This window comes from Streptomyces sp. YKOK-I1 (assembly GCF_054660435.1).
Window position 1 is genome coordinate 7094836 of record NZ_BAAGDR010000001.1, and the last position, 25002, is coordinate 7119837.

The window sequence follows — 25002 nt, forward strand, 5'->3', positions numbered from 1 at the left end:
ATGACCGAGCAGGCCCCCGGGGCTCATCCGCAGCCCCGGCCCCGATCCGGAGGACACTCCGCCACCGTCGAGCACGTCACGGGCGCGCAGTCCCTCATCCGCTCCCTCGAGGAGGTCGGCGCCGAGACGGTATTCGGCATTCCCGGCGGTGCGATCCTTCCCGCCTACGACCCGATGATGGACTCCACCCGGGTCCGCCACGTCCTGGTCCGCCACGAGCAGGGCGCCGGCCACGCGGCCACCGGTTACGCGCAGGCCACCGGCAAGGTCGGCGTCTGCATGGCCACCTCCGGCCCCGGCGCGACCAACCTGGTCACCCCGATCGCCGACGCGCACATGGACTCGGTGCCGCTCGTGGCGATCACCGGGCAGGTCGCGTCGAAGGCGATCGGCACGGACGCCTTCCAGGAGGCGGACATCGTCGGCATCACCATGCCGATCACCAAGCACAACTTCCTGGTCACCAAGGCCGAGGACATCCCGCGGGTGATCGCGCAGGCCTTCCACATCGCCTCCACCGGCCGCCCCGGCCCGGTCCTGGTCGACATCGCCAAGGACGCCCTGCAGGCGAAGACCACCTTCTCCTGGCCGCCCACCATGGACCTGCCCGGCTACCGCCCGGTGACCAAGCCGCACGCCAAGCAGATCCGTGAGGCCGCCAAGCTGATCACCGCCGCCAAGCGGCCGATCCTGTACGTCGGCGGCGGTGTGATCAAGGCCGGCGCCACCGCCGAGCTGAAGGTCCTCGCCGAGCTGACCGGCGTGCCCGTCACCACCACGCTGATGGCGCTGGGCGCGTTCCCCGACAGCCACCCGCAGCACCTGGGCATGCCCGGCATGCACGGCTCCGTCGCCGCGGTCACCGGTCTGCAGAAGGCCGACCTGATCGTCGCCCTCGGCGCCCGCTTCGACGACCGCGTCACCGGCAAGCTCGACAGCTTCGCGCCGTACGCCAAGATCGTCCACGCGGACATCGACCCGGCCGAGATCGGCAAGAACCGCGCCGCCGACGTCCCGATCGTGGGCGACGCCCGCGAGGTCATCGCCGATCTGATCCAGGCGGTGCAGAAGGAGCACTCCGAGGGTCAGCAGGGCGACTACACCGCGTGGTGGAAGGACCTCAGCCGCTGGCGCGAGACCTACCCGCTCGGCTACGACCAGCCCGCCGACGGCTCGCTCTCCCCGCAGCAGGTCATCGAGCGCATCGGCCGGCTCGCCCCCGAGGGCACGATCTTCGCCGCGGGCGTCGGCCAGCACCAGATGTGGGCCGCCCACTTCATCCAGTACGACAAGCCCGCCACCTGGCTGAACTCCGGCGGTGCGGGAACCATGGGCTACGCGGTCCCGGCCGCGATGGGCGCCAAGGCCGGAGCGCCGGCGAAGACCGTCTGGGCGATCGACGGCGACGGCTGCTTCCAGATGACCAACCAGGAACTCACCACCTGCGCCCTGAACAACATCCCGATCAAGGTCGCCATCATCAACAACGGCGCCCTCGGGATGGTCCGCCAGTGGCAGACCCTGTTCTACAACCAGCGGTACTCCAACACCGTGCTGCACTCCGGCCCGAACGACGTCAACCCGGACGCCCGCGGCACCCGGGTCCCCGACTTCGTGAAGCTGTCGGAGGCCATGGGCTGCCACGCGATCCGCTGCGAGTCGCCGGACGAGCTGGACAAGGTCATCGAGGAGGCGAACTCGATCAACGACCGCCCGGTCGTCATCGACTTCATCGTCCACGAGGACGCGATGGTCTGGCCGATGGTCGCCGCCGGCACCTCCAACGACGAGATCATGGCCGCCCGGGACGTCCGCCCCGACTTCGGCGACAACGAAGACGACTGAGCAGCTAAGACGCAGAGAGAGACGCAACGAACATGTCCAAGCACACGCTCTCCGTCCTCGTGGAGAACAAGCCGGGCATCCTGGCCCGGATCGCCGCCCTGTTCTCCCGCCGAGGCTTCAACATCGACTCGCTCGCCGTCGGTGTCACCGAGCACGCCGACATCTCCCGCATCACCATCGTGGTGAGCGTCGAGGCACTGCCGCTGGAACAGGTCACCAAGCAGCTCAACAAGCTCGTCGAGGTGCTGAAGATCGTCGAGCTGGAGCCGGCCCAGGCCGTCCACCGCGAACTCGTTCTGGTGAAGGTCCGCGCCGACAACGAGACGCGCTCCCAGATCGTCGAGATCGTCCAGCTGTTCCGCGCCAAGACCGTGGACGTCTCCCCGGAGGCCGTGACCATCGAGGCCACCGGCAGCAGCGACAAGCTGTCCGCCATGCTCAAGATGCTGGAGCCGTACGGCATCAAGGAACTGGTCCAGTCCGGCACGATCGCGATCGGCCGCGGCGCCCGTTCCATCACGGACCGCTCGCTGCGCGCTCTCGACCGATCCGCGTAAGGCTGGATTCGGGCGGTCGGGTGACCCCGGCCGCCCGTATACCGAGACCCCGAGACTTCCCTTCCGCCCGCCGTCATACGGTGGGACGCAACACCTGCACCCAAGGAGAGAACCCAAAGTGGCCGAGCTGTTCTACGACGCCGACGCCGACCTGTCCATCATCCAGGGCCGCAAGGTCGCGGTCATCGGGTACGGCAGCCAGGGCCACGCCCACGCGCTGTCGCTCCGTGACTCGGGTGTCGACGTCCGCGTCGGTCTGCACGAGGGCTCCAAGTCCAAGGCCAAGGCCGAGGAGCAGGGCCTGCGCGTGGTGACCCCCGCCGAGGCCGCCGCCGAGGCCGACGTCATCATGATCCTCATCCCGGACCCGATCCAGGCCCAGGTCTACGAGGAGTCCATCGCCCCGAACCTGAACGACGGCGACGCGCTGTTCTTCGCGCACGGCTTCAACGTCCGCTTCGGCTTCATCAAGGCCCCGGCCGGCGTCGACGTCGCCCTGGTCGCCCCGAAGGGCCCGGGCCACCTGGTCCGCCGCCAGTACGAGGAGGGTCGCGGCGTCCCCGCGATCGCCGCTGTCGAGCAGGACGCCACGGGTGGCGCCTTCGCGCTCGCCCTGTCGTACGCCAAGGCCATCGGGGGCACCCGCGCCGGTGTCATCAAGACCACCTTCACCGAGGAGACCGAGACCGACCTGTTCGGTGAGCAGGCCGTCCTCTGCGGTGGCACCGCGGCCCTGGTCAAGGCGGGCTTCGAGACCCTGGTCGAGGCCGGCTACCAGCCGGAGATCGCCTACTTCGAGTGCCTGCACGAGCTGAAGCTGATCGTGGACCTCATGTACGAGGGCGGCCTGGAGAAGATGCGCTGGAGCGTCTCCGAGACCGCCGAGTGGGGCGACTACATCACCGGCCCGCGCATCATCACCGACGCCACCAAGGCCGAGATGAAGCAGGTCCTCGCCGAGATCCAGGACGGCACCTTCGCCCAGAACTGGATGGACGAGTACCACGGCGGTCTGAAGAAGTACAACGAGTACAAGACGGCCGACTCCGAGCACCTGCTGGAGACGACCGGCAAGCAGCTCCGCAAGCTGATGAGCTGGGTGAACGAGGAGGCGTAAGCCTCACGCGAGAGGGCCGGGGCACTCCGCTCCGGCCCTCTTGGCCATCCCGTCCAACCCCGGACGGGTGATCCTTCCGCGGAGGCGTGAGGCGACCTCCGTCGCAGCACTACACTGCTGCCTATATACGCGTTCAGGCCCACAGCGTCGTGCGTCTTCCACGCGGCTAGCCCCTCCTCCGCCTGCGGCCGTCGGGACGGCCGTCCGCATGCTTTGGACTTGTGAGGACTCACGTGAGCTCGAAACCCGTCGTACTCATCGCTGAAGAGCTGTCGCCCGCGACCGTGGACGCACTTGGCCCGGACTTCGAGATCCGGCACTGCAACGGAGCGGACCGAGCCGAGCTGCTCCCCGCCATCGCCGACGTCGACGCGATCCTGATCCGCTCGGCCACCAAGGTCGACGCCGAGGCGATCGCCGCCGCCGGCAAGCTGAAGGTCGTCGCCCGCGCCGGTGTCGGCCTGGACAACGTCGACGTCTCCGCCGCCACCAAGGCCGGCGTGATGGTCGTCAACGCCCCCACCTCCAACATCGTGACCGCCGCCGAACTGGCCTGCGGTCTCCTCCTCGCCACCGCCCGCCACATCCCGCAGGCCAACGCCGCGCTGAAGAACGGCGAGTGGAAGCGCAGCAAGTACACCGGCGTGGAGCTGGCCGAGAAGACCCTCGGCGTGGTCGGCCTCGGCCGGATCGGCGCGCTCGTCGCCCAGCGGATGTCCGCCTTCGGCATGAAGGTCGTCGCGTACGACCCCTACATCCAGCCCGCCCGCGCCGCCCAGATGGGCGTGAAGGTGCTGTCGCTGGACGAGCTGCTGGAGGTCTCCGACTTCATCACCGTCCACCTGCCGAAGACCCCCGAGACGGTCGGTCTGATCGGCGACGAGGCGCTGCGCAAGGTCAGGCCGACCGTGCGGATCGTCAACGCCGCGCGCGGTGGGATCGTCGACGAGCAGGCGCTGTACTCCGCCCTCAAGGAGGGCCGGGTCGCCGGTGCCGGTCTCGACGTGTACGCGAAGGAGCCCTGCACGGACTCCCCGCTGTTCGAGTTCGACCAGGTCGTCTCCACCCCGCACCTCGGCGCCTCCACCGACGAGGCCCAGGAGAAGGCCGGTATCGCCGTCGCCCGCTCGGTGCGTCTCGCCCTCGCCGGTGAGCTCGTGCCGGACGCGGTGAACGTCCAGGGCGGGGTCATCGCCGAGGACGTCAAGCCGGGTCTGCCGCTCGCCGAGCGCCTCGGCCGGATCTTCACCGCGCTCGCCGGTGAGGTCGCGGCCCGCCTCGACGTCGAGGTCTACGGCGAGATCACCCAGCACGATGTGAAGGTGCTGGAGCTGTCCGCCCTCAAGGGTGTCTTCGAGGACGTCGTCGACGAGACGGTCTCCTATGTCAACGCCCCGCTGTTCGCCCAGGAGCGCGGTGTCGAGGTGCGCCTCACCACCAGCTCCGAGTCGGCCGACCACCGCAACGTGGTGACGGTGCGCGGCACGCTCGCGGACGGCGACGAGGTGTCGGTCTCCGGCACGCTGGCCGGCCCGAAGCACCTCCAGAAGATCGTCGCGGTCGGCGACTACGACGTCGACCTGGCCCTCGCCGACCACATGGTCGTCCTCAAGTACGAGGACCGTCCCGGTGTCGTCGGCACCGTCGGCCGGATCTTCGGCGAGGCGGGCATCAACATCGCCGGTATGCAGGTCGCCCGTGCGGCGGCGGGCGGCGAGGCGCTGGCCGTTCTGACGGTCGACGACACGGTGCCCGCCGGGGTGCTGACCGAGGTCGCCACGGAGATCGGTGCGACGTCGGCTCGTGCGGTGAACCTGGCCTGACCTTTTTGTCCTCGAACGCCGGACGGGCTGAAGATGCCCGTCCGGCGTTCGCATGTGCCCGTTGCCTCACTTCACGCGGATCCTCCGCAGGCTCACCGTCGCCGCCACCGCCGCCCCCGCCAGCAGCACCGCCCCGGCGATCGCCGCGCCCTGCATCCCGCTGGTGAACGCCTCCCGCGCCGCCGCGGCCAGTCCGGGGACCCGGTCGGCGACCGCCAGCGCACCGCCCAGGGTCTCCCGGGCCGGGGCGGGCGCCGAGGACGGGATCTCGTGGCGGTAGATCGCCGTGCCGATGGAGCCGAGGACCGCCATACCGAGGGCGCCGCCGAACTCGGCGCCCGTCTCCAGCAGGGAGGAGGCGGAGCCGGCCCGCTCGGCCGGGGCCGCGCCCATCGCCAGATCCGTCATCTGGGAGATGACCATGACGATCCCGGAGGCGAGGACCCCGCAGGCGGTCAGCACGAGCCACATCGAGTCGGTCCCGGCGAGGGCGAGCAGGGCGTAGCCGGCCGCGGCGACCGCGAAGCCCGCCGTGACGACGTAGGCCCGGTTGACGCCCTGCTGGACCAGGGCGGTCGCCAGCGGGGCGGCCATCCCGATCGGCACCGACGGCAGCAGCGCCCACAGGGCCGCCTCCAGCGCGCTCTTGCCGAGTACCGACTGCAGGTACTGCGTGGTGAAGAAGGCCGAGCCCATCATCCCGAACGAGGAGACGAGGTTCAGGACCACCGCGGGGCCGAAGCCGGGGCCGCGGAACAGGGCGGGGGAGATCATCGGGTCGGCGGTGGTGCGCTGGCGGTGGACGAAGAGGGCGGCGAAGAGCAGGCCGACGGTGATCGCGACGACGTACGGCGCGTGCCAGCCCTCGGAGGGGATCTCCTTCAGGCCGTAGACGACGGGGAGCACGGCGGCCATCGACAGCGGGACGCTCGGCCAGTCGAAGCGGCCGGGGCGCGGGTCCTTCGACTCGGGCAGCAGGGCCGGGCCGAGGAGCAGCAGCAGGGCCATCGCGGGCAGGTTGACCAGGAAGACCGAGCCCCACCAGAAGTACTCGACGAGGATCCCGCTCATCACCGAGCCGAGCGCCACACCGGCCGTCATGACCCCCGACCACAGGCCGATCGCCTTCGCGCGCTGCGCCGGATCGGTGAACATCGTGCGGATCAGGGCCATCGTCGACGGCATCAGAGTCGCTCCGCCGACGCCGAGGAGCGCACGGGCGGCGATCAGGGTCTCGGCGCTGTCGGCGTAGGCCGCGAGCAGGGAGGCCGCGCCGAAGGCGGTGGCGCCGGCGAGCAGGAGCCTGCGGCGGCCGATGCGGTCGCCGAGCGAGCCCATCGTCATCAGCAGGCCGGCCAGGACGAACGCGTAGATGTCGAAGATCCACAGCTGCTGGGTGCCGCTCGGCTCCAGGTCCGCGTTGATCGCCGGGATCGCGAAGTACAGGACCGAGACGTCCATCGAGACCAGCAGCAGCGGAAGCATCAGCACGCCGAGCGCGGTCCATTCACGGCGGCCGGCGCGCCGGCCGGCCGGGCTCACGGTGGTGCACGTCGAGTTCGCGGGGTTCGTCATGCCCAGAACTATACGAGCGTCTTAAACGCTTGTCTAGAACGAGCGTATGGGACGGCCGTATGGAACGGTCGTTTAGGACGGCTGTGTAATACGCTGGCCCGCATGGGACACCGTGAGGATCTGCTCGAAGGCGCCAAGCGCTGCCTGCTGGCGAAGGGGTTCGCGCGCACCACCGCGCGGGACATCGTGAAGGAGTCGGGGACCAACCTCGCCTCGATCGGCTACCACTACGGCTCCAAGGACGCGCTGCTCGCGCAGGCCTACATCGCCCTGGTGGACGAGATGTCCTTCGACGGCGGCGGGGGGCTCGTCGGTGCGCCCGGCTCGCTGGAGCGGTTCCGCGAGGTGTGGTCGCACATCGTCGACAGCATGCGCGAGTCCGGCGCGATGTGGCGGCTCGGCGTGGAGATCATGGCGATGGGCGACCAACTGCCGGAGGTCCGCGACCAGTTGTCCCGCGCCCAGCGCGAGGGCGGCCGAGGCCTGGTCTCGCTGATGACGGGCGTGCCGGAGGAGGAGGTGTCCGACGAGAGGGCGGACACCCTCGGTCGTTTCTATATGACCCTGATGTCGGGCCTGATCTCGCAGTGGACCTTCGACCCGAGGACCGCGCCCGACGGCGACGTGCTCACCGAGGGGCTGCGGCAGATCGTCGAGGGCGCCACTCGGACGTGACCCGCCCCTCCCGCAGCTCCACCACCCGGTCCGCGAAGTGCCGTACGACGTCCCGGTCGTGGCAGATGAAGAGGTAGCCGAGTCCCAGCTCGTCCCGGAGGTCGGCCAGCAGGTTCAGCACGCCCGCCCGGACCGACGGGTCGAGCGCCGACACCGGTTCGTCCAGCACCAGCAGGCGCGGCTCACCCGCCAACGCCCGGGCGATGCCGACGCGTTGGCACTGGCCGCCGGAGAGTTCGTGCGGCCGGCGGTCGCCGTACGACGGGTCCAGGCCGACCCGCTCGAGAAGCGCGGCCACCTGCCCGGACGTCGGCCGTAGGCCCCGCAGGCGCAGCGGTTCCGCCACCGCGTCCCGGATCCGGTGCCGGGGGCTGAGGGAACCGTACGGGTCCTGGAAGACCGGCTGCATCCGTGGCCGCAGCGGACGCAGTTCGCGCGCGGTCAGGGTCGTCAACTCGCGTCCCTCGAAACGGACTTCGCCCCCGTCCGGGCGGCGCAGTTGCAGTACCGCGAGCGCGGTCGAGGACTTGCCGCAGCCCGAGGGGCCGTTCAGCGCGAGGATCTCGCCCGGCGCGAGGGCGAAGGAGACACGGTCGACGGCGGTGCACGCGCCGTAGCGGACGACGAGGTCACGGACCTCCAGCAGCGGCTCGCTCATCTCGACTCCCTGGCCGGATCGGGGTGGTGGCAGGCGACCGGGCGGCCGTCCAGCTCCCGTTCGGGCGGCTCCTCGCGACGGCACACCTCGGCGGCCAGGGGGCAGCGCGGCGCGAACGCGCAGCCCGGTGGCAGCGCGCCCGGTACGGGAGGCGCCCCGGGCAGCGCGAACAGCCGACGGGGGCCGTCCGGCCGGGGCAGGGACGCCAGCAGGCCCGCCGTGTACGGCGACCGGGGCCGCGTCGGCACCTCCCGCGCCGGGCCCGCCTCCACCACGCGGCCCGCGTACATCACCAGCATCCGGTGCGCGTGCCGCCGTACCGCGTCCATGTCGTGGGTGACCAGCACCAGTGCGGTGCCCCGTGACTCCCGCTGCGCGGTGAGGAGGGCGAGCACCCGCTCGCGGCGGTCGGCGTCCAGGGCGGTGGTCGGTTCGTCGGCGACCAGGACATCGGGCTCGTTGACGGTGGCCATCGCGATCACCGCCCGCTGCCGCATCCCGCCGGAGAGTTCGTGCGGGTAGGAACGGACCGTGCCGGGGATGCCGACGCGGTCCAGCGCCGCTGCCGCGAGGCCCCGGGCCTCCCGCCGGCCCACGCGCCGCACCGACCGTACGGCGGCGACGAGTTGGTCGCCCACCCGGTGGACGGGGGACAGCGCGGAGAGCGCGTCCTGGGGGACCAGCGCGATCCGGCGGCCCCGTGCGCCGGAGAGGTCCGGGCGGACCGTGCCGGACACCGTCGCCTCCCTCGGCAGCATGCCGAGCAGCGCCCGCGCGGTCAGGCTCTTGCCCGCGCCCGACTCGCCCACCAGCGCGCACACTTCGCCCGCCCGCACCTCGAAGGACACCCCTCGCACCACCTCCGCCCCGGCGAAGGCGACCCGCAGATCCCGCACCGACAGCACCACCTCAGGCCCCAACTCCGCTCACCGTCCCTGTCCTTGTACTTGTCCTTGTTTTTGTCCGCGTCCTCGGCCGTTGCGCGTACGACGCACCCGACACCGCCAGCCCGGCCAGCAGGGCGAGGGCGGTCGCCGGGGCCAGGGCCGCCCACGGGGCGCGTTCCACATAGGCGCGGGACTCGTCCAGGAGCAGCCCCCACTCCGGCGCCGGGGGCCGGGCGCCGAGACCGAGGAAGCCCAGCGAGGCCAGCGCCAGCGCGATGCCGGGCAGCCGGAGCAGCGCGTGCCGGGCCACCGGGGCCGCGACCGAGGGCAGGACGTGCCGGGTCAGGATCCACCACGGGGGTGCGCCGATGGCCCGCTGGGCGGTCAGGTACGCCGACGCCCGCACCTCCTGCACCAGCGCGGCCGCGTGTGCGGCGAGCGGGGGCCAGGAGACCAGGGCGACCGCGAGCGCGGCACCGCCCGTGCCGGGGCCGGCCGCCGCCGCGACCAGGATGCCGACGATCACCGGGGGCAGCGCGTTGGCGATGTCCGCCGCGCCCGCCGCGACCGCGGGCAGGAAGCCCAGCGCCAGCGACACGGCCAGGCTGAGCAGACACACGGCCGCCGCCGTGCCGACGGTGGCCGCGGCGCCGTGTCCGAGGCGGGCCAGCACGTCCCGGCCGAGACCGTCGGTGCCGAGGGGGTGCGCCCAGGACGGCGGGGCCAGCCGGGCGGCGGTGCGCACGGTGTACGGGTCGCGCGACAGCCCCCAGCCGATCGCCGTCAGCAGCACGGCCGCGAGGACGCCCGGGACCGCCGGGTGGGTGCGCACCGGCCGGGGCGCGGGGAGCGCGAGGGACGCGTCCCGCAGCGCCGGGCCCAGCAGCCGACGCCGGACCAGCGCCGCCGCCGCGCCCGTGACCAGGCCGAGCAGCAGCAGGGCCAGCACCGCGCCCTGGAGCAGGGGCAGGTCCTGCGACTTCGCCGCGCCCAGGGCCGTACGCCCGATCCCGGGCACGGCGAACACGGTCTCCACGGCGACCGCGCCCCCGGTGAGTCCCACGGCGACCATCCCGAACTGCGGTACCAGCGGAGGCAGTACGCGCCGGAGCGCGGCGGCACGGATGCGCGCGCGGCTCACCCCCGCGCCCCGCCACAGCTCCACCCACCGCTCGTCCAGTACGGCGGGCAGCGCGTCCGCGACCAGTCGGCCGAGCAGCCCGCCGGCCGGGACGCCCAGCGCGACGGCGGGCAGCACCAGATGTTCCGGCCCGGCCCACCCGGACGTCGGCAGCCACCGCAGCCACACCCCGCACACCAGCAGCCCCGCCGTGGCCAGCAGGAATTCCGGTACGGCGGCCAGTACGGCGGCGCCCGCCCCGGCCGAGGCCCGCCCCCGCACCAGCACGGGCGTGACGAGGGCGACGGTCAGCAGCAGCGCGACGGCGAGGGCCGCGCCCATCAGCGCGAGCGACACCCGGAGCCCGGCGAGCACGGCGGGCAGCACCTCGGTGCCCGACACCCAGGAGGCGCCGAGGTCGCCCCGCCCGAGGCCGACGGCCCACCTCCCCAGGAGGGCGAGGGGTCCCGCGTCGAGGCCGAGGTCGCGGCGGACGGCGTCCAGGGCCTCCCGGGTCGGTTCCTGCTCGGCGGAGCGGGCGCGCAGCACGGTCAGCGCGGGGTCGCGGCCGGAGAGCCAGGGCAGCAGGCCCACGGCGGCGAGGACCGCGAGGAGACCGGCCGAGCGGGTCGCGGCGGCCCTCACTCGACGTGGGTGGCGGCCGTGACCAGTTCCCGCTCGCGCGGGTCGTGCGCGGCGCCGACCACCCCGGGCGCGTCGCCCTGGATCACCCGCTCGTGCAGCAGCGGTACGGCGGCGTCGGCGGCGAGGACGGCGGCCTCGGCGGCGATCACGGCCCGGCGGCGGGCGTCGCCGGTGGGCGTCGTGCCCGCCTTCCGCAGGGCCGCGTCCACGGAACGGTCGCTGAACCGGGAGAGGTTGAAGGAGCCGTCCGAGGCGAAGTCGCTGTAGAGATAGGCGGCCGGGTCGCCGGAGTCCAGCACGGTGGCCCGGGAGAGCAGGAACGCGTCGAAGGCGCCGGACAGCGCGTCCGCCTCGATGGCTGCGTACTCGCGCACCTCCAGCCTGACCGTGAACCCGGCCTTCTGGAGCTGCTGTTGGAGGGCCGCGGCGACCTCCGGGAGTTCGGCGCGGTCGGTGAAGGTGCCGAGGGTGATCGAGCGGCCGGCCGGGTTCGCGGCCTTCGCGCGGGTCACGGGCTCGCGCAGATCGGCAGCCCAGGGCAGCGCGGGCCCGAGCAGCCCCTCGGCGAGGTCCGCGCGCCCCTCGTACACCCCCTTCACGATCGACGCGGCGTCCACGGCCTCCCGGGCGGCGGCGCGCAGGCCGGGGTCGGCGAAGGCGCCCTTCGCGGTGTTCAGGTACAGGGTGTTGGTGCGGGGCATCGGCACCTCGGTGACGAGGTCCGCGTCGAGCAGGGCGGCCTGCGAGACGGGGACCGCCTCGACGATGTCGGCCTCGCCGCTGCGCAGTGCCGCCGCGCGGGCGGTGCCGTCCGGCACGAACCTGACGTCGATCCCGGGGGCCTCGGCCCGGTCGCCCCAGTAGGCGTCGTAGCGGTCGAGGGTGGCGGAGGAGGTGCCGTTCACCTCGGTCAGTTCGAAGGGGCCGGTGCCGGCGCCGACCGGGTTCACCGTCTTCCCGTCGTACGCCCGCGCCGCGAGGATCGACAGCTGCGGCGAGCTGAGCCGCTGCGGGACCAGGGGGTCCTCGGCGGCGGTGGTGACGGTGACCGTGCGGGCGTCCTCGGCCTTCGCCGTGAGGTCGACGCCGTCCAGGATGCGGGGCTTGGGGGCGGCGGTCGCGGCCCGGGTGAGCGAGCGGACCACGGCGTCGGCGTCCAGCGCGGTCCCGTCGTGGAAGGTCACGCCGTCGCGTATCGCGAAGGTCCAGGTGCGGCCGTCCTGCCGCCAGGAGGTGGCGAGCGCGGGCTCGGCGTCACCCTCGGCGTCCAGTTTCACGAGGGTCTCGGCGGTGGACCAGCGCGAGAGCTTGAAGGCGTCGTCGGACAGCGGCGACAGCCCGGAACGCGGTGGCTGCATCATCGCGACCCGTACGCGGCTGCCGTCGGCGCCCGCCGACGCGGTGCCGTCGCCGGTGAAACAGCCGGTGAGCAGGGTGGAGGCGGCGGTGAGAGCGGTGAGGGGGAGCAGACGGCGGGCGGGCAGGCGCACGGGGCCCTCCGGGTAAAGGGGTGGTCAAGGACGAGTGCGCCGACCTTAGCATGATGATAATCGTTTTCAATAGCTGGTTCGCCGCGCTGGTTCGCCGCGCTGGTTCGCCTCAGGGCAGCCGAGTCGCCTTCAGGGTCATGTGCAGCAGCAGCCGGTCCTCCCCGTCGGCCAGGTCCAGGCCGGTCAGCTGTTCCACGCGGGACAGCCGGTAGTACAGGGTCTGGCGGTGGATGCCGAGCCGGGCCGCGGTGCGGCCCGCCTGGCCCGCGCAGTCGAGGAAGACCTCGGCGGTGCGGGCGAGTTCCTGGTGGGCGGGGGTGAGCAGGGGGCGTACGGCGGGATCGTGGGCGGTGTCCCCGGGCAGCGAGGTCAGCAACCGGTACGGCCCGATCGCCGCCCACCGCGCCACCGGCCCGAGCCGTGCCTCGCCCAGCGCGGCCCGCGCGGCCCCCACCGCCTCCCCCCACGCCCCGCCCAGCTCCCCGAGCCCCACCCGCCCCACCGCGACCCCCGCCACCACCCTGCCGCCGGAGTCTCCGCCGTCTCCGCCGTCTTTGCCGGTCCCGCCGCCCCGGCCCCCCTTGTCCCCCGCCCGTTCCAGCAGACGGGTCGCCACCGTCATGGCCGGGGTCAGCACGTCCGGGGTGCGCAGGCGTACCAGGACTGCCAGCGCGTGGGCCGTCGGGCCCCAGGGGGCCGTACAGAGGGCGGTGGCGCCCGGGAGGGTGCGCAGGGACGGGGCGTCGTCGGGGGAGGCGGCCGGCCAGGGGGCCACGCAGACCAGGGTGTGCGGGACGTCCGCGCGGGGGCCGAGCGCGGTGCGGAGTTCCGCCAGCGCCGCGTCGCGCGGCCAGCCGGGTTCCGCCGTCAGGACCGCCCGCAGCTCGCGGCTGAGGTCGGCGCCGTGCTGGGCCTCGTCCGCGAGCAGCGCCCCGATCCGCACGGTCACCTCCATCGCCGCCGCCAGCTGCCCCTGCGAGGGCCCGGGATCGTCGGCGAGGAGCCAGACGTAACCGAGGGCGACCCCCCGGTGCCGTACGGGAAGACAGATCCGGCCCCGGTGCACGCCCGCCTCCGGGGTCGGCGGGATCCGGACCGGGCCGGTGGCGCGGGTGATGCCGAAGCCCTCGAACCAGGTGCGCACGGCCGCCGTCGACCGCCGGGTCAGGATCGAGCGGGCCCGCACCGGGTCCAGCGCGGACGCGTCGAGCTCGTCCTCGCTGTCGTACGCGCCGAACGCGATCAGCTCGAAGTCCCGGTTCTCCAGGGTCGCGGGGACGCCCAGCAGCTCCGAGATCTCATCGACCAGGTCCTGGTAGTCACCTTGGTATTCGGCGGTCACCTGGGCATTCTCCCTCAGTCCCGCAGGCCTTCATCCATCTGTCTGAGATCCGCGGCACGGATGCGTGACAGCTGTCGATGGCCCACGATCGGAGGGATCCTTAACTTTCACGGTGGTTCTCCGTGCCGTTCCCGGATCGTCGGGTATCGGCCTCGTATGGGTTGGTATGTGGAGGTGCCCCGTGCTGGGTCCCGTGATTCTCGCCGCGTCGCGCAGCGACCGGATGCGACGCCTGATCTCGGCGGCCCCGGTGACCAGGCAGGTCGTCGACCGCTTCATTCCGGGGGAGACCGTCGACGACATCGTGCCGGTCGTCGAGGAGCTCACCGCCCAGGGTCTGGAGCTGACGATGGACGTCGTCGGCGAGGACATCACCACGCCCGAACAGGCCGCCGCCGCCCGTGACGCCTACCTCGCCCTGGTCGACCGCCTCCACGCGCTCGACCTCGGCGAGCGGGTCGAGATGTCGGTGAAGCTGTCGATGTTCGGCCAGGCACTGCCCGGTGGACATGAGCTGGCGCTCGCCAACGTCCGCCCGGTCGTCGAGGCCGCCGCCGCCCTCGGCACCACCGTCACCCTCGACGCCGAGGACCACACCACCCTCGACTCGATGTTCGCGATCCACGACGAGCTGCGGAAGGACTTCCCGCAGACCGGCTGTGTGATCCAGGCGTACCTGTTCCGCACCGAGGCCGACGCCCGCCGCCTCGCCGCGAACGGCAGCCGGGTGCGGCTGGTCAAGGGCGCCTACAAGGAGCCCGCCGAGGTCGCGTACCAGCAGAAGCACGAGATCGACAAGGCGTACGTCCGGATCCTGCGGACGCTGATGGACGGGGCGGGCTACCCGATGGTCGGGTCCCACGACCCGCGGCTGATCTCCATCGCGCAGGAGCTGGCCCGCAAGGCCGGCCGCAAGCCCGACGAGTACGAGTTCCAGATGCTGTACGGCATCCGCGGCGACGAGCACCTGCGGCTCTCCGCCGAGGGCCACCGCATGCGCGTCTACACCGCCTACGGCACCGACTGGTACGGCTACTTCATGCGCCGCCTCGCGGAGAAGCCCGCGAACCTGCGCTTTTTCGTCCGCTCGATGATCAGCAAGGGGTGATGCGCTGGATGAGCCACGGCTGTCGGTCCCCGAGGCCCTTCGGAGGGCAACAGCCGCAGCCCTGTGGCCGGCTGAGCCGGACCCAGATCCGTGGAAAGGAGTTACGGATCCCGTGACTCCGCCCCCGAAGGGGCTTCTCACGGCTCGCTACAGCGAGTCCGTGACGGTCAAGCCCTGACCGCTGCTCACCATACGCAACCGCCTCAGCTCCCTCGGGCTGAAGCCAGGGAATCACTCGGAAGAGGTAACCCCATGGACGCTGTGACCCAGGTCCCCGCCCCCGTCAACGAGCCGGTGCGCGGCTACGCCCCCGGTTCGCCCGAGCGGGCCCGGCTGGAGGCCAGGCTCAAGGAACTGGCCGACAACCCCCTCGACCTCACCTGCACCATCGGCGGCGAGCGGCGGATGGGTGGCGGTGACGCGTTCGACGTGGTCCAGCCGCACAACCACCGGGCCGTGATCGGCACCTACCGCAACGCCACGCAGGCGGACGCGCGGGACGCCGTCGACGCGGCCCTCGCCGCCGCGCCCGCCTGGCGCGCGATGTCCTTCGACGACCGCGCCGCGATCATCCTGCGCGCCGCCGAACTGCTCGCCGGCCCCTGGCGCGAGACCATCGCCGCCTCCACCATGCTCGGCCAGTCCAAGACCGTGCAGCAGGCCGAGATCGACACCCCCTGCGAGCTGGTCGACTTCTGGCGCTTCAACGTCCACTACGCCCGTCAGATCCTCGCCGAGCAGCCCCCGGCCAACTCCCCGGGCGTGTGGAACCGTCTCGACCACCGCCCGCTGGAGGGCTTCGTCTACGCGATCACGCCGTTCAACTTCAGCGCGATCGCGGGCAACCTGCCCACCGCCCCCGCCCTCATGGGCAACGTCGTCGTCTGGAAGCCCTCGCCCACCCAGACCCACGCCGCCGTGCTGCTCATGCGGCTGCTGGAGGAGGCCGGTCTGCCCAAGGGCGTCATCAACCTCGTCACCGGCGACGGCATCGCCGTCTCCGAGGTCGCCCTCGCCCACCGCGACCTGGCCGGCATCCACTTCACCGGCTCGACGAAGACCTTCCAGTACCTGTGGAAGACGGTCGGCGCCAACATCGAGAAGTACCGCTCCTACCCGCGTCTGGTCGGCGAGACCGGCGGCAAGGACTTCGTCGTCGCCCACCCGAGCGCCGACCGCGCGGTCCTCAAGACCGCCCTCACCCGGGGCGCCTTCGAGTACCAGGGCCAGAAGTGCTCCGCGACCTCCCGCGCCTACCTCCCGGCCTCGATCTGGAACTCCGGCTTCAAGGAGGAGTTCGCCGCCGAGGTCGACCAGCTCACCATGGGTGACGTCACCGACCTGTCGCACTTCCTCGGCGCCGTCATCGACGAGCGCGCCTTCGCCAAGAACAAGGCCGCCATCGACCGCGCCCAGGCCGACCCGACCTGCACGGTCGTCGCCGGCGGCAGCTACGACGACTCGGTCGGGTACTTCGTCCGCCCGACCGTCGTCGAGTGCACCGACCCCGAGAACGAGGTGTTCACCACCGAGTACTTCGGCCCGTTCCTCGCCGTGCACGTCTACGAGGACGACCGGTACGACGAGATGCTCACCCAGATGGAGTCGGTGTCCGACTACGCCCTGACCGGCTCGGTGATCTCCGGCGACCGCGCGGCGACCGCGTACACCATGGAGAAGCTGCGCTACGCGGCCGGCAACTTCTACGTCAACGACAAGTCGACCGGCGCTGTCGTCGGCCAGCAGCCCTTCGGCGGGGGCCGGGCCTCCGGCACCGACGACAAGGCCGGCGCCCCGCAGAACCTCACCCGCTGGACGCTGACCCGCGCCATCAAGGAGACCTTGGTCGCCCCGACCGACTACACCTACCCGCACATGGGCTGACCCCGCACAATGCGGGGATGGCCCTGTACACCGACGACGGAGTACGACTGTGGGCGAGCGCGTCCGGCCGGGGCGCGCCGCTCGTTCTGTGTCACGGCGGACCCGGGCTGTGGGACATGTTCGAGGACGTGGCCGCGCTGCTCGACGACACCGCCACGGTGATCCGCTGGGACCAGCGCGGCTGCGGCCGCTCGCAGCGGTGCGACGGACCGTGGACCACCTCCCGGTTCGTCGCCGACCTGGACGCCGTACGGCGTCACTTCGGTCTCGGCCGCACCGCCCTGCTCGGCCACTCCTGGGGTGCCCAGCTCGCCCTGGCCTACACGCTCGCCCACCCGGAACGGGTGAGCGCGCTGGTGTACGTCAGCGGTACGGGTATCGGCCCCGACGCCGACTGGCACCCGGCCTACCGCGAGAACCTCCTCGCCCGTCTCGGCGAGACGCCCGGACGCCTCGCCCGCTGGCGGGAACTGACGGACCGTACGGCGCTCACGGCGGCCGAGGCGCGGGAGCGTGCCGTTCTGCTGTGGTCCGCCGAGTTCGAGGACCGCGACCGCGCCCGGCACCTTGCCGACCGCATGGCCGACCCGTGGTTCGGGGTCAACGGCGACTGCAACCAGGCCCTCAACCAGGAGCGGCGCCTGACCTGGGGCACCCCGGCCCTGCGCGCCGCCTGCGCGGCCCTCGACGTGCCGGTGCTGATCGTCGACGGCGCCGGGGACATCCGGCCCCGGTCGGCGGTGGACTCCCTGGAGCGGGCGCTGCCGCGGGTGCGGCGGGTGACCCTCCCGGACGCGGGCCACCAGCCGTGGACCGAGGACCCGCAGGGCTTTCGGACGGCCGTGGTGTCGGCGCTGCCCTAGCCCGGCATCTCCGTCCGCTCCCACCACTCGTAGACGGGCAGTGTGCCCTCCGGTGTGTCCGCCCGGCGGGCGGTGGGCCGGAAGTGTTCGTAGCCGTTGCGGAGCTCGATCTTCAGGTCCGCTCCGGGGGTCGTGACCGGGACGATCCGTTCGGGCAGATCGTCCGGACCGCCCTGGAGAACTGCCTTGGCCGTGTCGCTCATGACCTCACCGTTCCCGCTGTCCCGACCCGCTCTCGCGCCCCCGCCCAGGATCAGCCGTCTGGGCGATCACCGCAGGTCAGACAGGTGTGACCCGATCCGCCGTCTCAGATAGTAGGAAGTCCGAGTAATTGTGCAGACAGCCGCGCGCTCCTCGCTTAACTTTGTAGGAGCCGAACGTCTCGCTCGATCAAGCGAAGGGCGGTCGCGAGCCGGGCCCCGCGCAGGCAACCCCTGTGGCCCGTGGCTCCCCGCCTCGGCGTCTCGTACCCCCTTCCGCACTCCCTGGGTCCTTCGAAGGAGTCGATTCCCCATGGCCGAGACGACCGTCCGCCGCCGAGTCCGCCACACCTCGCGTACGAGCGAGTCCGACCGCAAGCAGGCCGCCGCCGCCCTCCAGCGCGCCCTCGACCGCCGCGACAACGGCGGCGAGACCGGCCACCTGTAGGCCCGGCGGCACAGTCCGGGAGCCGCACCCGCACGGGGCGCGGCGCGGGTCCTGAACGGGACTTCAGGCCCCGCGCCGCACCTCGAACCGGTCGATGCGCCGGCCGTCCTCCGCCAGCGCCGACACCGTCAGCCGCGCCGAGGGCCCACCCGTCGCCTCCACCGACAGGAACGAGAAGCCCCGGTAACGCACCCGCGACCACTCCACGGTCTCCGCCGCGTTCTCGCGCGAGCGCGTCCAGTGGAAGGTGTCCACCGCGTCGCGGTCGCGGACATGCCCTTCGTAGCTCTCCGGCGCGTCCGCCGGGAAGCCGTACAGATCACGGCCGCCGCCGCCCGCCGTGACGTACACCGTCCCGTCCCGCGTCGGGTCCGTGGACCCGCCGACCGGGACCGTACGGCCCACCCGTCCGCCCTTCAGGGCGTCCGTCCGCTCGTAGACGTGGTTGTGCCCGTTGACCACCAGATCCACCTGGTAGCGGTCGAACAGCGGCAGCCACTCCGCGCGCACCCCGCCGTCCGAGGCGTGCGCCGAGGTCGAGTAGGCGCAGTGGTGGAAGAAGACGACGACGAAGTCGACGGCCGACGACGTCCGCAGGGCGGCCAGCGTCCGCTTCAGCCAGGCCGTCTGCCGGCCCTGGGTGTACCCCTGGTTCGCGGGGATCTCGTACGACACGTCGTTCGCGTCCAGCGCCACCACGCCCACGTTGCCGTACGTGAACGTGTAGACGCCCGGGGCGGTGCGCGGGTCGAAGCCGGTGTCCGGGAGGGAGAAACGGGCGAGCTGGCCGCCGTAGCCGTCGGGGGAGTACCAGGCCTCCATGTCGTGGTTGCCGGTCGTCACCATCCACGGCACCGACCGCGCCACCGGCTCGCTCTGCCTCAGGAACGCGTCCCAGGCCGTCGGGTCGTAGCCGTCCGTCTTCTCGCCCCGGCCGGTCCCGTCGGCGTAGCAGACGTCGCCCGCGTGCAGATGGAAGGCGGGGGCCGCCTTCAGCAGCAGCCGGTCGATCGCGGCCGCCGAGCGGCCCACGCCCTGGTCGCCGAACGCGGTGAACACGAACCGCCCGGCGCCCGCCGGTGCCGTACGGAACGAGGCGACCGTGGCGCGGTGCTCCGCGCCGGCCGGGTCGAAGCCGTCGTGGCCGACGCCGTAGTAGTACGTCGTCCCGGGCAGCAGATCGTCCACCGAGGCGTGCACGTAGTACTGGTCGAGCGCCCTGCGCACGCCCTCCACGCCCGGCGTGTGCAGCGCGCGCACCTCGGCCCGGACCTTGCCGCCGAGGTCGTCGGGGCGGGTGCCGATCCGGACGTACGGCTCGCGCACGGCGGCCGGGACCTGCCAGGAGATCCGCATCCCGGTGCGCGGGTCCGCGCCGAAGGACAGGTGGCGGCCGAACGGGACGGCCGAGGAGCGCCCCGTGGAGCCCGGCGCGGAGGGGGTGGGGGCCGCCGACGCCTTCGGGCCGGGGGAGTCGCCCCCGCAGCCGGTCAGCAGCCCGCCCGCCGCCACCGCGCCCGCCGACACCAGGGTGCGGCGCCGGGTGAGCTTCGTACGCAGATACTCGTACTGCTCCGCCATACTCATCCCGCGGGCGAGCCGGGGCGGAATGCCGACGTCCGGTGTCTCCATGCCGGAGAGGTTTCCCGGTCGGTCCGACGGGCGTCCTGCGTACGGGTGAACGCCGGTCGACCGGAGCACGCCGTCCTCCTCTTGAGTGTCCGTATGGCGGACCGAGGCGTGTCATTCCATGGGACAAGGAGTACGGTGCCGACATGTCTCGCAGCATCAATCTCGCAGTGATTCCCGGTGACGGCATCGGCCAGGAGGTCGTGGCCGAAGGTCTGAAGGTCCTCTCCGCCGTCCTTCCGCAGGATGTGAAGCTGGAGACCAAGGAGTACGACTTCGGCGCCAAGCGCTACCACGACACCGGTGAGACCCTCACCGACGCCGACCTCGACGCGCTCAAGCAGCACGACGCGATCCTGCTCGGCGCGATCGGCGACCCGTCGGTCCCCTCCGGCGTCCTGGAGCGCGGCTTCCTGCTCAAGCTCCGCTTCGCCTTCGACCACCACGTCAACCTGCGGCCCTCGAAGCTGCTGCCCGGCGTCGACACCCCCCTCAAGGGCGAGCCGGCCATCGACTTCGTCGTGGTCCGCGAGGGCACCGAAGGTCCGTACACCGGCAACGGCGGCACCATCCGCAAGGGCACCGAGCACGAGGTCGCCACCGAGGTCTCGGTGAACACCGCCTTCGGCGTCGAGCGTGTCGTGCGCGACGCCTTCGCCCGCGCCCAGGCCCGCCCGCGCAAGAAGCTCACCCTCGTCCACAAGAACAACGTGCTGACCTTCGCCGGTCACCTGTGGACGAACATCTTCACCAAGGTCGCCGCGGAGTTCCCCGAGGTCAGCACCGACTACATCCACGTCGACGCGGCCACGATCTACCTGGTCACCGACCCGGGCCGGTTCGACGTCATCGTCACCGACAACCTCTTCGGCGACATCATCACCGACCTCGCCGCGGCCGTCTCCGGCGGCATCGGCGTCGCGGCCTCCGGCAACATCAACCCCGCGGGCACGTTCCCGTCGATGTTCGAGCCCGTCCACGGCTCGGCCCCCGACATCGCCGGCCAGGGCAAGGCCGACCCCACCGCCACGGTCCTGTCCGTCGCCCTCCTGCTGCGCCACCTCGGCTACGAGACCGAGGCCGCGCGCATCGAGGAGGCCGTCTCCGCCGACCTCGCGGAGCGCACCGGCAAGCCCGCCCGCAGCACGTCCGAGATCGGCGACGCGCTGTCCGTACGAGTAGCCGGCTGACCCCGCCGCCACTCGAGATCTTTCGAAGCCGCCGGGTCGCATCCGCACCCGGCGGCTTCCGCCTGTCCCCGCCGGGTGAAACCATCAGCCCCGGGTCGCATTCACGCCGTTTTCTTCCCGCCGCCCCGCTTGCGATAATCGAACGCGGAGCCGCGGAATGAGGCAATGCTCGGACGTCCTACTACTGGCCACCGGCCGTACGGACGTGAGCGCGGCCCGTCACTACAACCGGTGAAGGACAACCACTCATGACGACGCCCACGATCGAGCTCAAGCCCTCCGCCAGCCCCACCGCCGCCGCCGAGCGTGAGGCGGTCCTGGCGAACCCCGGGTTCGGCCGCCACTTCACCGACCACATGGTGACGATCAAGTGGACCGAGGGCCGCGGCTGGCACGACGGCCAGCTCGTCCCGTACGCGCCGATCCCGCTCGACCCGGCGACCAACGTCCTGCACTACGCCCAGGAGATCTTCGAGGGCCTCAAGGCCTACCGCCGCCCCGACGGCTCCGTCGCCACCTTCCGCCCGGACCAGAACGCCAGGCGTTTCCAGCGCTCCGCCCGCCGCCTCGCCATGCCCGAGCTGCCGGTCGAGACCTTCATCGAGGCCTGTGACGTCCTGGTCGCCCAGGACAAGGACTGGGTGCCCGCGCACGGCGGCGAGGAGTCCCTCTACCTGCGCCCCTTCATGATCGCGACCGAGGTCGGACTGGGGGTGAAGCCGGCCAACGAGTACCTGTTCCTGGTCATCGCCTCCCCGGCCGGCGCCTACTTCCCGGGCGGCGTGAAGCCCGTCTCCATCTGGGTCTCCGAGGACCACGTCCGCGCCGTCCCCGGCGGCATGGGCGACGCCAAGACCGGCGGCAACTACGCCGCCTCCCTGCTCGCCCAGGCCGAGGCCGCCGCACAGGGCTGCGCCCAGGTCTGCTACCTCGACGCGGTCGAGCGCAAGTGGGTCGAGGAGCTCGGCGGCATGAACCTCTACTTCGTCTACGGCAACAAGATCATCACGCCGTCGCTGACCGGGTCCATCCTGGAGGGCGTCACCCGTGACTCCCTGCTCACCGTCGCCCGCGACCTCGGCTACGAGGCCGAGGAGGGCCGGGTCTCCGTCGAGCAGTGGCAGCGCGACTCGGAGAACGGCACCCTGACCGAGGTCTTCGCCTGCGGCACCGCCGCCGTGATCACCCCGGTCGGCACGGTCAAGCGCACCGGCGCCGAGTGGCAGCAGTCGGGCGGCGAGCCCGGCGAGGTCACCGTGAAGCTCCGCCAGGCCCTGCTGGACATCCAGCGCGGCACGGCCGAGGACCGGCACGGCTGGATGCACCCGCTGGGCTGAGCCACCGCCCCCTTCCCAGGGCCGCTCCCGATTCCGGGGGCGGCCCTGCCGCGTCTTTGGGGATCCCCTCGTATTGAGCATCACTCAAACAAGTCGCACCACGGTCTTACGATCTTCATGGCAGTCCACTTAGAGTGGCGCTCGAACCATCGGAGGTCAACGTGAGACTCACCCCCACGGAACGCGACCGCCTGCTGCTCTTCGGCGCCGCCGAACTGGCCCGCGCCCGCCGCGCCCGGGGCCTCAGGCTGAACGTCCCCGAGGCCACCGCGCTCGTCGCGGACACCGTCTGCGAGGCGGCCCGGGACGGGCTGCGGCTGGCCGAGGCGATCGAGCGCGCCCGCTCGGTGCTCGGCCCGGACGATGTGCTGCCGGGCGTGGCGGACATCGTCACCGAGGTGCACGTCGAGGCCGTCTTCGACGACGGCTCACGCCTCGCCGTGGTCTCCGACCCGATCGGCTCGAGCGGCCCGATCGGCCCGCTCGGCGGCGGCCTCGGCGAGAGCGCCCCCGGCGCCCTGCTGCCGGGCCCCGGGCACGACGAGCCCGAGGCGGCGGTCCGGCTGACGGTGACCAACACCGCCACCGTGCCCGTCTCCGTCACCTCCCACTTCCACTTCTTCGAGGCCAACCCGCGGCTCGACTTCGACCGGCCGGCCGCCTACGGCATGCGCCTGGCCGTGCCCGCGGGCTCGTCGGTGCGGTTCGGGCCGGGGGACTCGCTGGAGGTCGGCCTCCTGCCGATCGGCGGCGCCCGCGTCGCCATCGGCTTCGCCGGTCTCGTCGACGGACCCCTGGACGCGCCCGGCGCCCGCGAGGAGGCGCTGCGCCGCGCCGCCGCCTGCGGCTACCTCGGCGCACCGGCCGCCTCCGACGAGGGGGACGCGCGATGAGCCGCCCCGGAGGCCACCCCGCCGAGGCCCGCCGGCTCACCCCGTACGAGTACGCCGCCACCCACGGCCCCCGCGCAGGCGACCGGGTCCGCCTGGGCGACTCGGGACTCGTCGTCCGGGTGGAGTCCGACTCCCAGCGCCCCGGCGACGAGTTCCTGGCCGGCTTCGGCAAGACCGCCCGTGACGGACTGCATCTGAAGGCCGCCGCCGTCCGCGACACCTGTGACGTCGTGATCAGCAACGTCGTGGTGATCGACGCCGTCCTCGGCGTCCGCAAGGTGTCCATCGGCATCCGGGAGGGCCGGATCCACGCCATCGGGCGGGCCGGGAACCCCGACACCCTCGACGGGGTCGACGTCGTCGTCGGCACCGGGACCTCCCTCGTCTCCGGCGAGGGGCTGATCGCCACCGCCGGGGCCGTCGACACCCATGTCCATCTGCTGTCGCCGCGGATCATGGAGGCCTCGCTGGCCTCCGGCGTGACCACCGTCATCGGGCAGGAGTTCGGGCCGGTGTGGGGCGTCGGCGTCAACTCGCCCTGGGCGCTGCGGCACGCGTTCGCCGCGTTCGACGCCTGGCCGGTCAACATCGGCTTCCTGGGCCGGGGTTCGTCCTCCCACCCGGCGCCCCTGGTGGAGGCGCTGGCCGAGGGCGGCGCGTCCGGCTTCAAGGTGCACGAGGACATGGGCGCCCACACCAGGGCGCTGGACACGGCCCTGCGGGTGGCCGAGGAGCACGACGTCCAGGTCGCCCTGCACAGCGACGGCCTGAACGAGTGCCTCTCCGTCGAGGACACCCTCAGCGTGCTGGAGGGCCGGACCGTCCACGCCTTCCACATCGAGGGCTGCGGCGGCGGACACGTCCCCAACGTGCTGAAGATGGCGGGCGTCCCGAACGTCATCGGCTCCTCGACCAATCCCACGCTGCCCTTCGGCCGGGACGCCGTCGCCGAGCACTACGGCATGATCGTCTCCGTCCACGACCTCAAGACCGACCTGCCCGGCGACGCGGCCATGGCCCGCGACCGCATCCGCGCCGGGACCATGGGCGCCGAGGACGTCCTGCACGACCTGGGCGCGATCGGCATCACCTCCTCCGACGCCCAGGGCATGGGCCGGGCGGGGGAGACGGTCCGCCGGACCTTCGCCATGGCCGGGAAGATGAAGGCCGAGTCCGGCGCCCCGGACGACGGGCACGACAACGAGCGCGTCCTGCGCTACCTCGCCAAGCTGACCATCAACCCGGCCCTCGCCCACGGTCTCGCGCACGAGGTCGGCTCGATCGAGGTCGGCAAGCTCGCCGACATCGTGCTGTGGCGCCCCGAGTACTTCGGCGCCAAGCCGCAGCTCGTCCTCAAGGCCGGCTTCCCGGCGTACGGCGTGACGGGCGACCCGAACGCGGCCACCGACGACTGCGAACCCCTCGTCCTCGGACCGCAGTTCGGAGCGTACGGCGCCACGCCCGCCGACCTCTCCGTGGCCTTCGTCGCGCAGGCCGCCCTGGACCAGGGCCACGACCGGATGCCGACCCGCCGCCGCAGGGTCGCCGTCCGCGGCACCCGCGGGATCGGCCCGGCCGACCTGCGCCTCAACTCCCGTACCGGAGTGGTGGACGTCGATCAGCGCACCGGGCTGGTCACGCTCGACGGAGAGCCGATCCACTCGGAGCCCGCCGACTCCGTGTCCCTCAACCGCCTCTACTTCCTCTGAGGACCAC

21 protein-coding genes are annotated in these 25002 nt (G+C 72.3%); 13 read left to right on the forward strand and 8 right to left on the reverse strand.

Going from position 1 to position 25002, the window contains the following annotated elements:
- The 4 genes from ACYQ8Q_RS31730 to serA all read left to right on the forward strand — a co-directional run bounded on the left by ACYQ8Q_RS31730 (nt 1) and on the right by serA (nt 5342).
- Nucleotides 1–1845 carry an acetolactate synthase large subunit gene (locus tag ACYQ8Q_RS31730; protein WP_460069764.1) on the forward strand — a complete coding sequence of 615 codons (1845 nt, stop codon included), beginning with the start codon at nt 1–3 and terminating at the stop codon, nt 1843–1845.
- A 32-nt stretch (nt 1846–1877) separates the two neighbouring features.
- A complete protein-coding gene (gene ilvN, locus ACYQ8Q_RS31735) occupies nt 1878–2402 on the forward strand; it encodes an acetolactate synthase small subunit (protein WP_055635625.1) in 525 nt (174 codons plus the stop codon).
- Nucleotides 2403–2520: 118 nt separating this feature from the next.
- On the forward strand, nt 2521–3519 hold the full coding sequence (gene ilvC / locus ACYQ8Q_RS31740) for a ketol-acid reductoisomerase (protein WP_460069766.1): 999 nt from the start codon (nt 2521–2523) through the stop codon (nt 3517–3519).
- Between the two features lie 233 nt (nt 3520–3752).
- A complete protein-coding gene (serA, locus tag ACYQ8Q_RS31745; protein WP_460069768.1) occupies nt 3753–5342 on the forward strand; it encodes a phosphoglycerate dehydrogenase in 1590 nt (529 codons plus the stop codon).
- A 66-nt stretch (nt 5343–5408) separates the two neighbouring features.
- On the opposite strand, the gene ACYQ8Q_RS31750 is transcribed toward serA, so the two are convergent.
- Nucleotides 5409–6917 carry an MFS transporter gene (locus ACYQ8Q_RS31750; protein WP_460069770.1) on the reverse strand — a complete coding sequence of 503 codons (1509 nt, stop codon included), beginning with the start codon at nt 6915–6917 and terminating at the stop codon, nt 5409–5411.
- A gap of 102 nt (nt 6918–7019) precedes the next feature.
- On the opposite strand from ACYQ8Q_RS31750, the gene ACYQ8Q_RS31755 reads away from it, so the two are divergent.
- Complete coding sequence (locus ACYQ8Q_RS31755; RefSeq protein WP_460069772.1) at nt 7020–7592, forward strand: TetR/AcrR family transcriptional regulator; 573 nt, start codon at nt 7020–7022, stop codon at nt 7590–7592.
- Here the strand turns inward: ACYQ8Q_RS31755 and ACYQ8Q_RS31760 are convergent.
- The 5 genes from ACYQ8Q_RS31760 to ACYQ8Q_RS31780 form a co-directional block, all read right to left on the reverse strand.
- On the reverse strand, nt 7546–8250 hold the full coding sequence (locus ACYQ8Q_RS31760) for an ATP-binding cassette domain-containing protein (protein ID WP_460069774.1): 705 nt from the start codon (nt 8248–8250) through the stop codon (nt 7546–7548). The genes ACYQ8Q_RS31755 and ACYQ8Q_RS31760 overlap by 47 nt on opposite strands.
- Complete coding sequence (locus tag ACYQ8Q_RS31765; RefSeq protein ID WP_460069776.1) at nt 8247–9170, reverse strand: ABC transporter ATP-binding protein; 924 nt, start codon at nt 9168–9170, stop codon at nt 8247–8249. Before ACYQ8Q_RS31765 ends, ACYQ8Q_RS31760 begins: the two co-directional genes overlap by 4 nt.
- Nucleotides 9160–10902, reverse strand: coding sequence for an ABC transporter permease subunit (locus ACYQ8Q_RS31770; protein WP_460069778.1), 1743 nt, complete (start codon nt 10900–10902; stop codon nt 9160–9162). The genes ACYQ8Q_RS31765 and ACYQ8Q_RS31770 overlap by 11 nt, the downstream gene beginning before the upstream one ends.
- Nucleotides 10899–12392 carry an ABC transporter substrate-binding protein gene (locus ACYQ8Q_RS31775; protein WP_460069780.1) on the reverse strand — a complete coding sequence of 498 codons (1494 nt, stop codon included), beginning with the start codon at nt 12390–12392 and terminating at the stop codon, nt 10899–10901. Before ACYQ8Q_RS31775 ends, ACYQ8Q_RS31770 begins: the two co-directional genes overlap by 4 nt.
- A 109-nt stretch (nt 12393–12501) precedes the next feature.
- Complete coding sequence (locus ACYQ8Q_RS31780; protein ID WP_460069782.1) at nt 12502–13734, reverse strand: PucR family transcriptional regulator; 1233 nt, start codon at nt 13732–13734, stop codon at nt 12502–12504.
- Nucleotides 13735–13915: 181 nt separating this feature from the next.
- Here ACYQ8Q_RS31780 and ACYQ8Q_RS31785 point away from each other — a divergent pair, with 181 nt between their 5' ends.
- From ACYQ8Q_RS31785 to ACYQ8Q_RS31795, 3 genes are all read left to right on the forward strand, one after another.
- Nucleotides 13916–14842 carry a proline dehydrogenase family protein gene (locus tag ACYQ8Q_RS31785; RefSeq protein WP_460069784.1) on the forward strand — a complete coding sequence of 309 codons (927 nt, stop codon included), beginning with the start codon at nt 13916–13918 and terminating at the stop codon, nt 14840–14842.
- Nucleotides 14843–15094: 252 nt separating this feature from the next.
- Complete coding sequence (gene pruA, locus ACYQ8Q_RS31790) at nt 15095–16726, forward strand: L-glutamate gamma-semialdehyde dehydrogenase (RefSeq protein WP_460069786.1); 1632 nt, start codon at nt 15095–15097, stop codon at nt 16724–16726.
- A 17-nt stretch (nt 16727–16743) separates the two neighbouring features.
- A complete protein-coding gene (locus ACYQ8Q_RS31795) occupies nt 16744–17589 on the forward strand; it encodes an alpha/beta fold hydrolase (protein ID WP_460069787.1) in 846 nt (281 codons plus the stop codon).
- Here the strand turns inward: ACYQ8Q_RS31795 and ACYQ8Q_RS31800 are convergent.
- Nucleotides 17586–17792, reverse strand: a complete 207-nt coding sequence (locus ACYQ8Q_RS31800; protein ID WP_460069789.1) for a DUF5988 family protein — start codon at nt 17790–17792, stop codon at nt 17586–17588. The genes ACYQ8Q_RS31795 and ACYQ8Q_RS31800 overlap by 4 nt on opposite strands.
- A 310-nt stretch (nt 17793–18102) precedes the next feature.
- Here ACYQ8Q_RS31800 and ACYQ8Q_RS31805 point away from each other — a divergent pair, with 310 nt between their 5' ends.
- Complete coding sequence (locus tag ACYQ8Q_RS31805) at nt 18103–18237, forward strand: hypothetical protein (RefSeq protein ID WP_099053954.1); 135 nt, start codon at nt 18103–18105, stop codon at nt 18235–18237.
- Between the two features lie 63 nt (nt 18238–18300).
- Here ACYQ8Q_RS31805 and ACYQ8Q_RS31810 read toward each other — a convergent pair whose 3' ends face one another.
- Complete coding sequence (locus ACYQ8Q_RS31810) at nt 18301–19869, reverse strand: purple acid phosphatase family protein (protein ID WP_460069790.1); 1569 nt, start codon at nt 19867–19869, stop codon at nt 18301–18303.
- Between the two features lie 143 nt (nt 19870–20012).
- Between ACYQ8Q_RS31810 and ACYQ8Q_RS31815 the strand changes: the two genes are divergently transcribed.
- The 4 genes from ACYQ8Q_RS31815 to ACYQ8Q_RS31830 all read left to right on the forward strand — a co-directional run bounded on the left by ACYQ8Q_RS31815 (nt 20013) and on the right by ACYQ8Q_RS31830 (nt 24995).
- On the forward strand, nt 20013–21056 hold the full coding sequence (locus ACYQ8Q_RS31815; RefSeq protein ID WP_460069792.1) for a 3-isopropylmalate dehydrogenase: 1044 nt from the start codon (nt 20013–20015) through the stop codon (nt 21054–21056).
- Between the two features lie 248 nt (nt 21057–21304).
- The gene (locus ACYQ8Q_RS31820) at nt 21305–22393 is read left to right on the forward strand and encodes a branched-chain amino acid aminotransferase (protein WP_460069794.1); all 1089 of its coding nucleotides are present in this window, start codon (nt 21305–21307) and stop codon (nt 22391–22393) included.
- Nucleotides 22394–22554: 161 nt separating this feature from the next.
- Complete coding sequence (gene ureA, locus ACYQ8Q_RS31825; protein ID WP_460069796.1) at nt 22555–23286, forward strand: urease subunit gamma; 732 nt, start codon at nt 22555–22557, stop codon at nt 23284–23286.
- Complete coding sequence (locus tag ACYQ8Q_RS31830) at nt 23283–24995, forward strand: urease subunit alpha (protein WP_460069797.1); 1713 nt, start codon at nt 23283–23285, stop codon at nt 24993–24995. Before ureA ends, ACYQ8Q_RS31830 begins: the two co-directional genes overlap by 4 nt.
- The last annotated feature ends 7 nt before the right edge of the window (nt 24996–25002 follow it).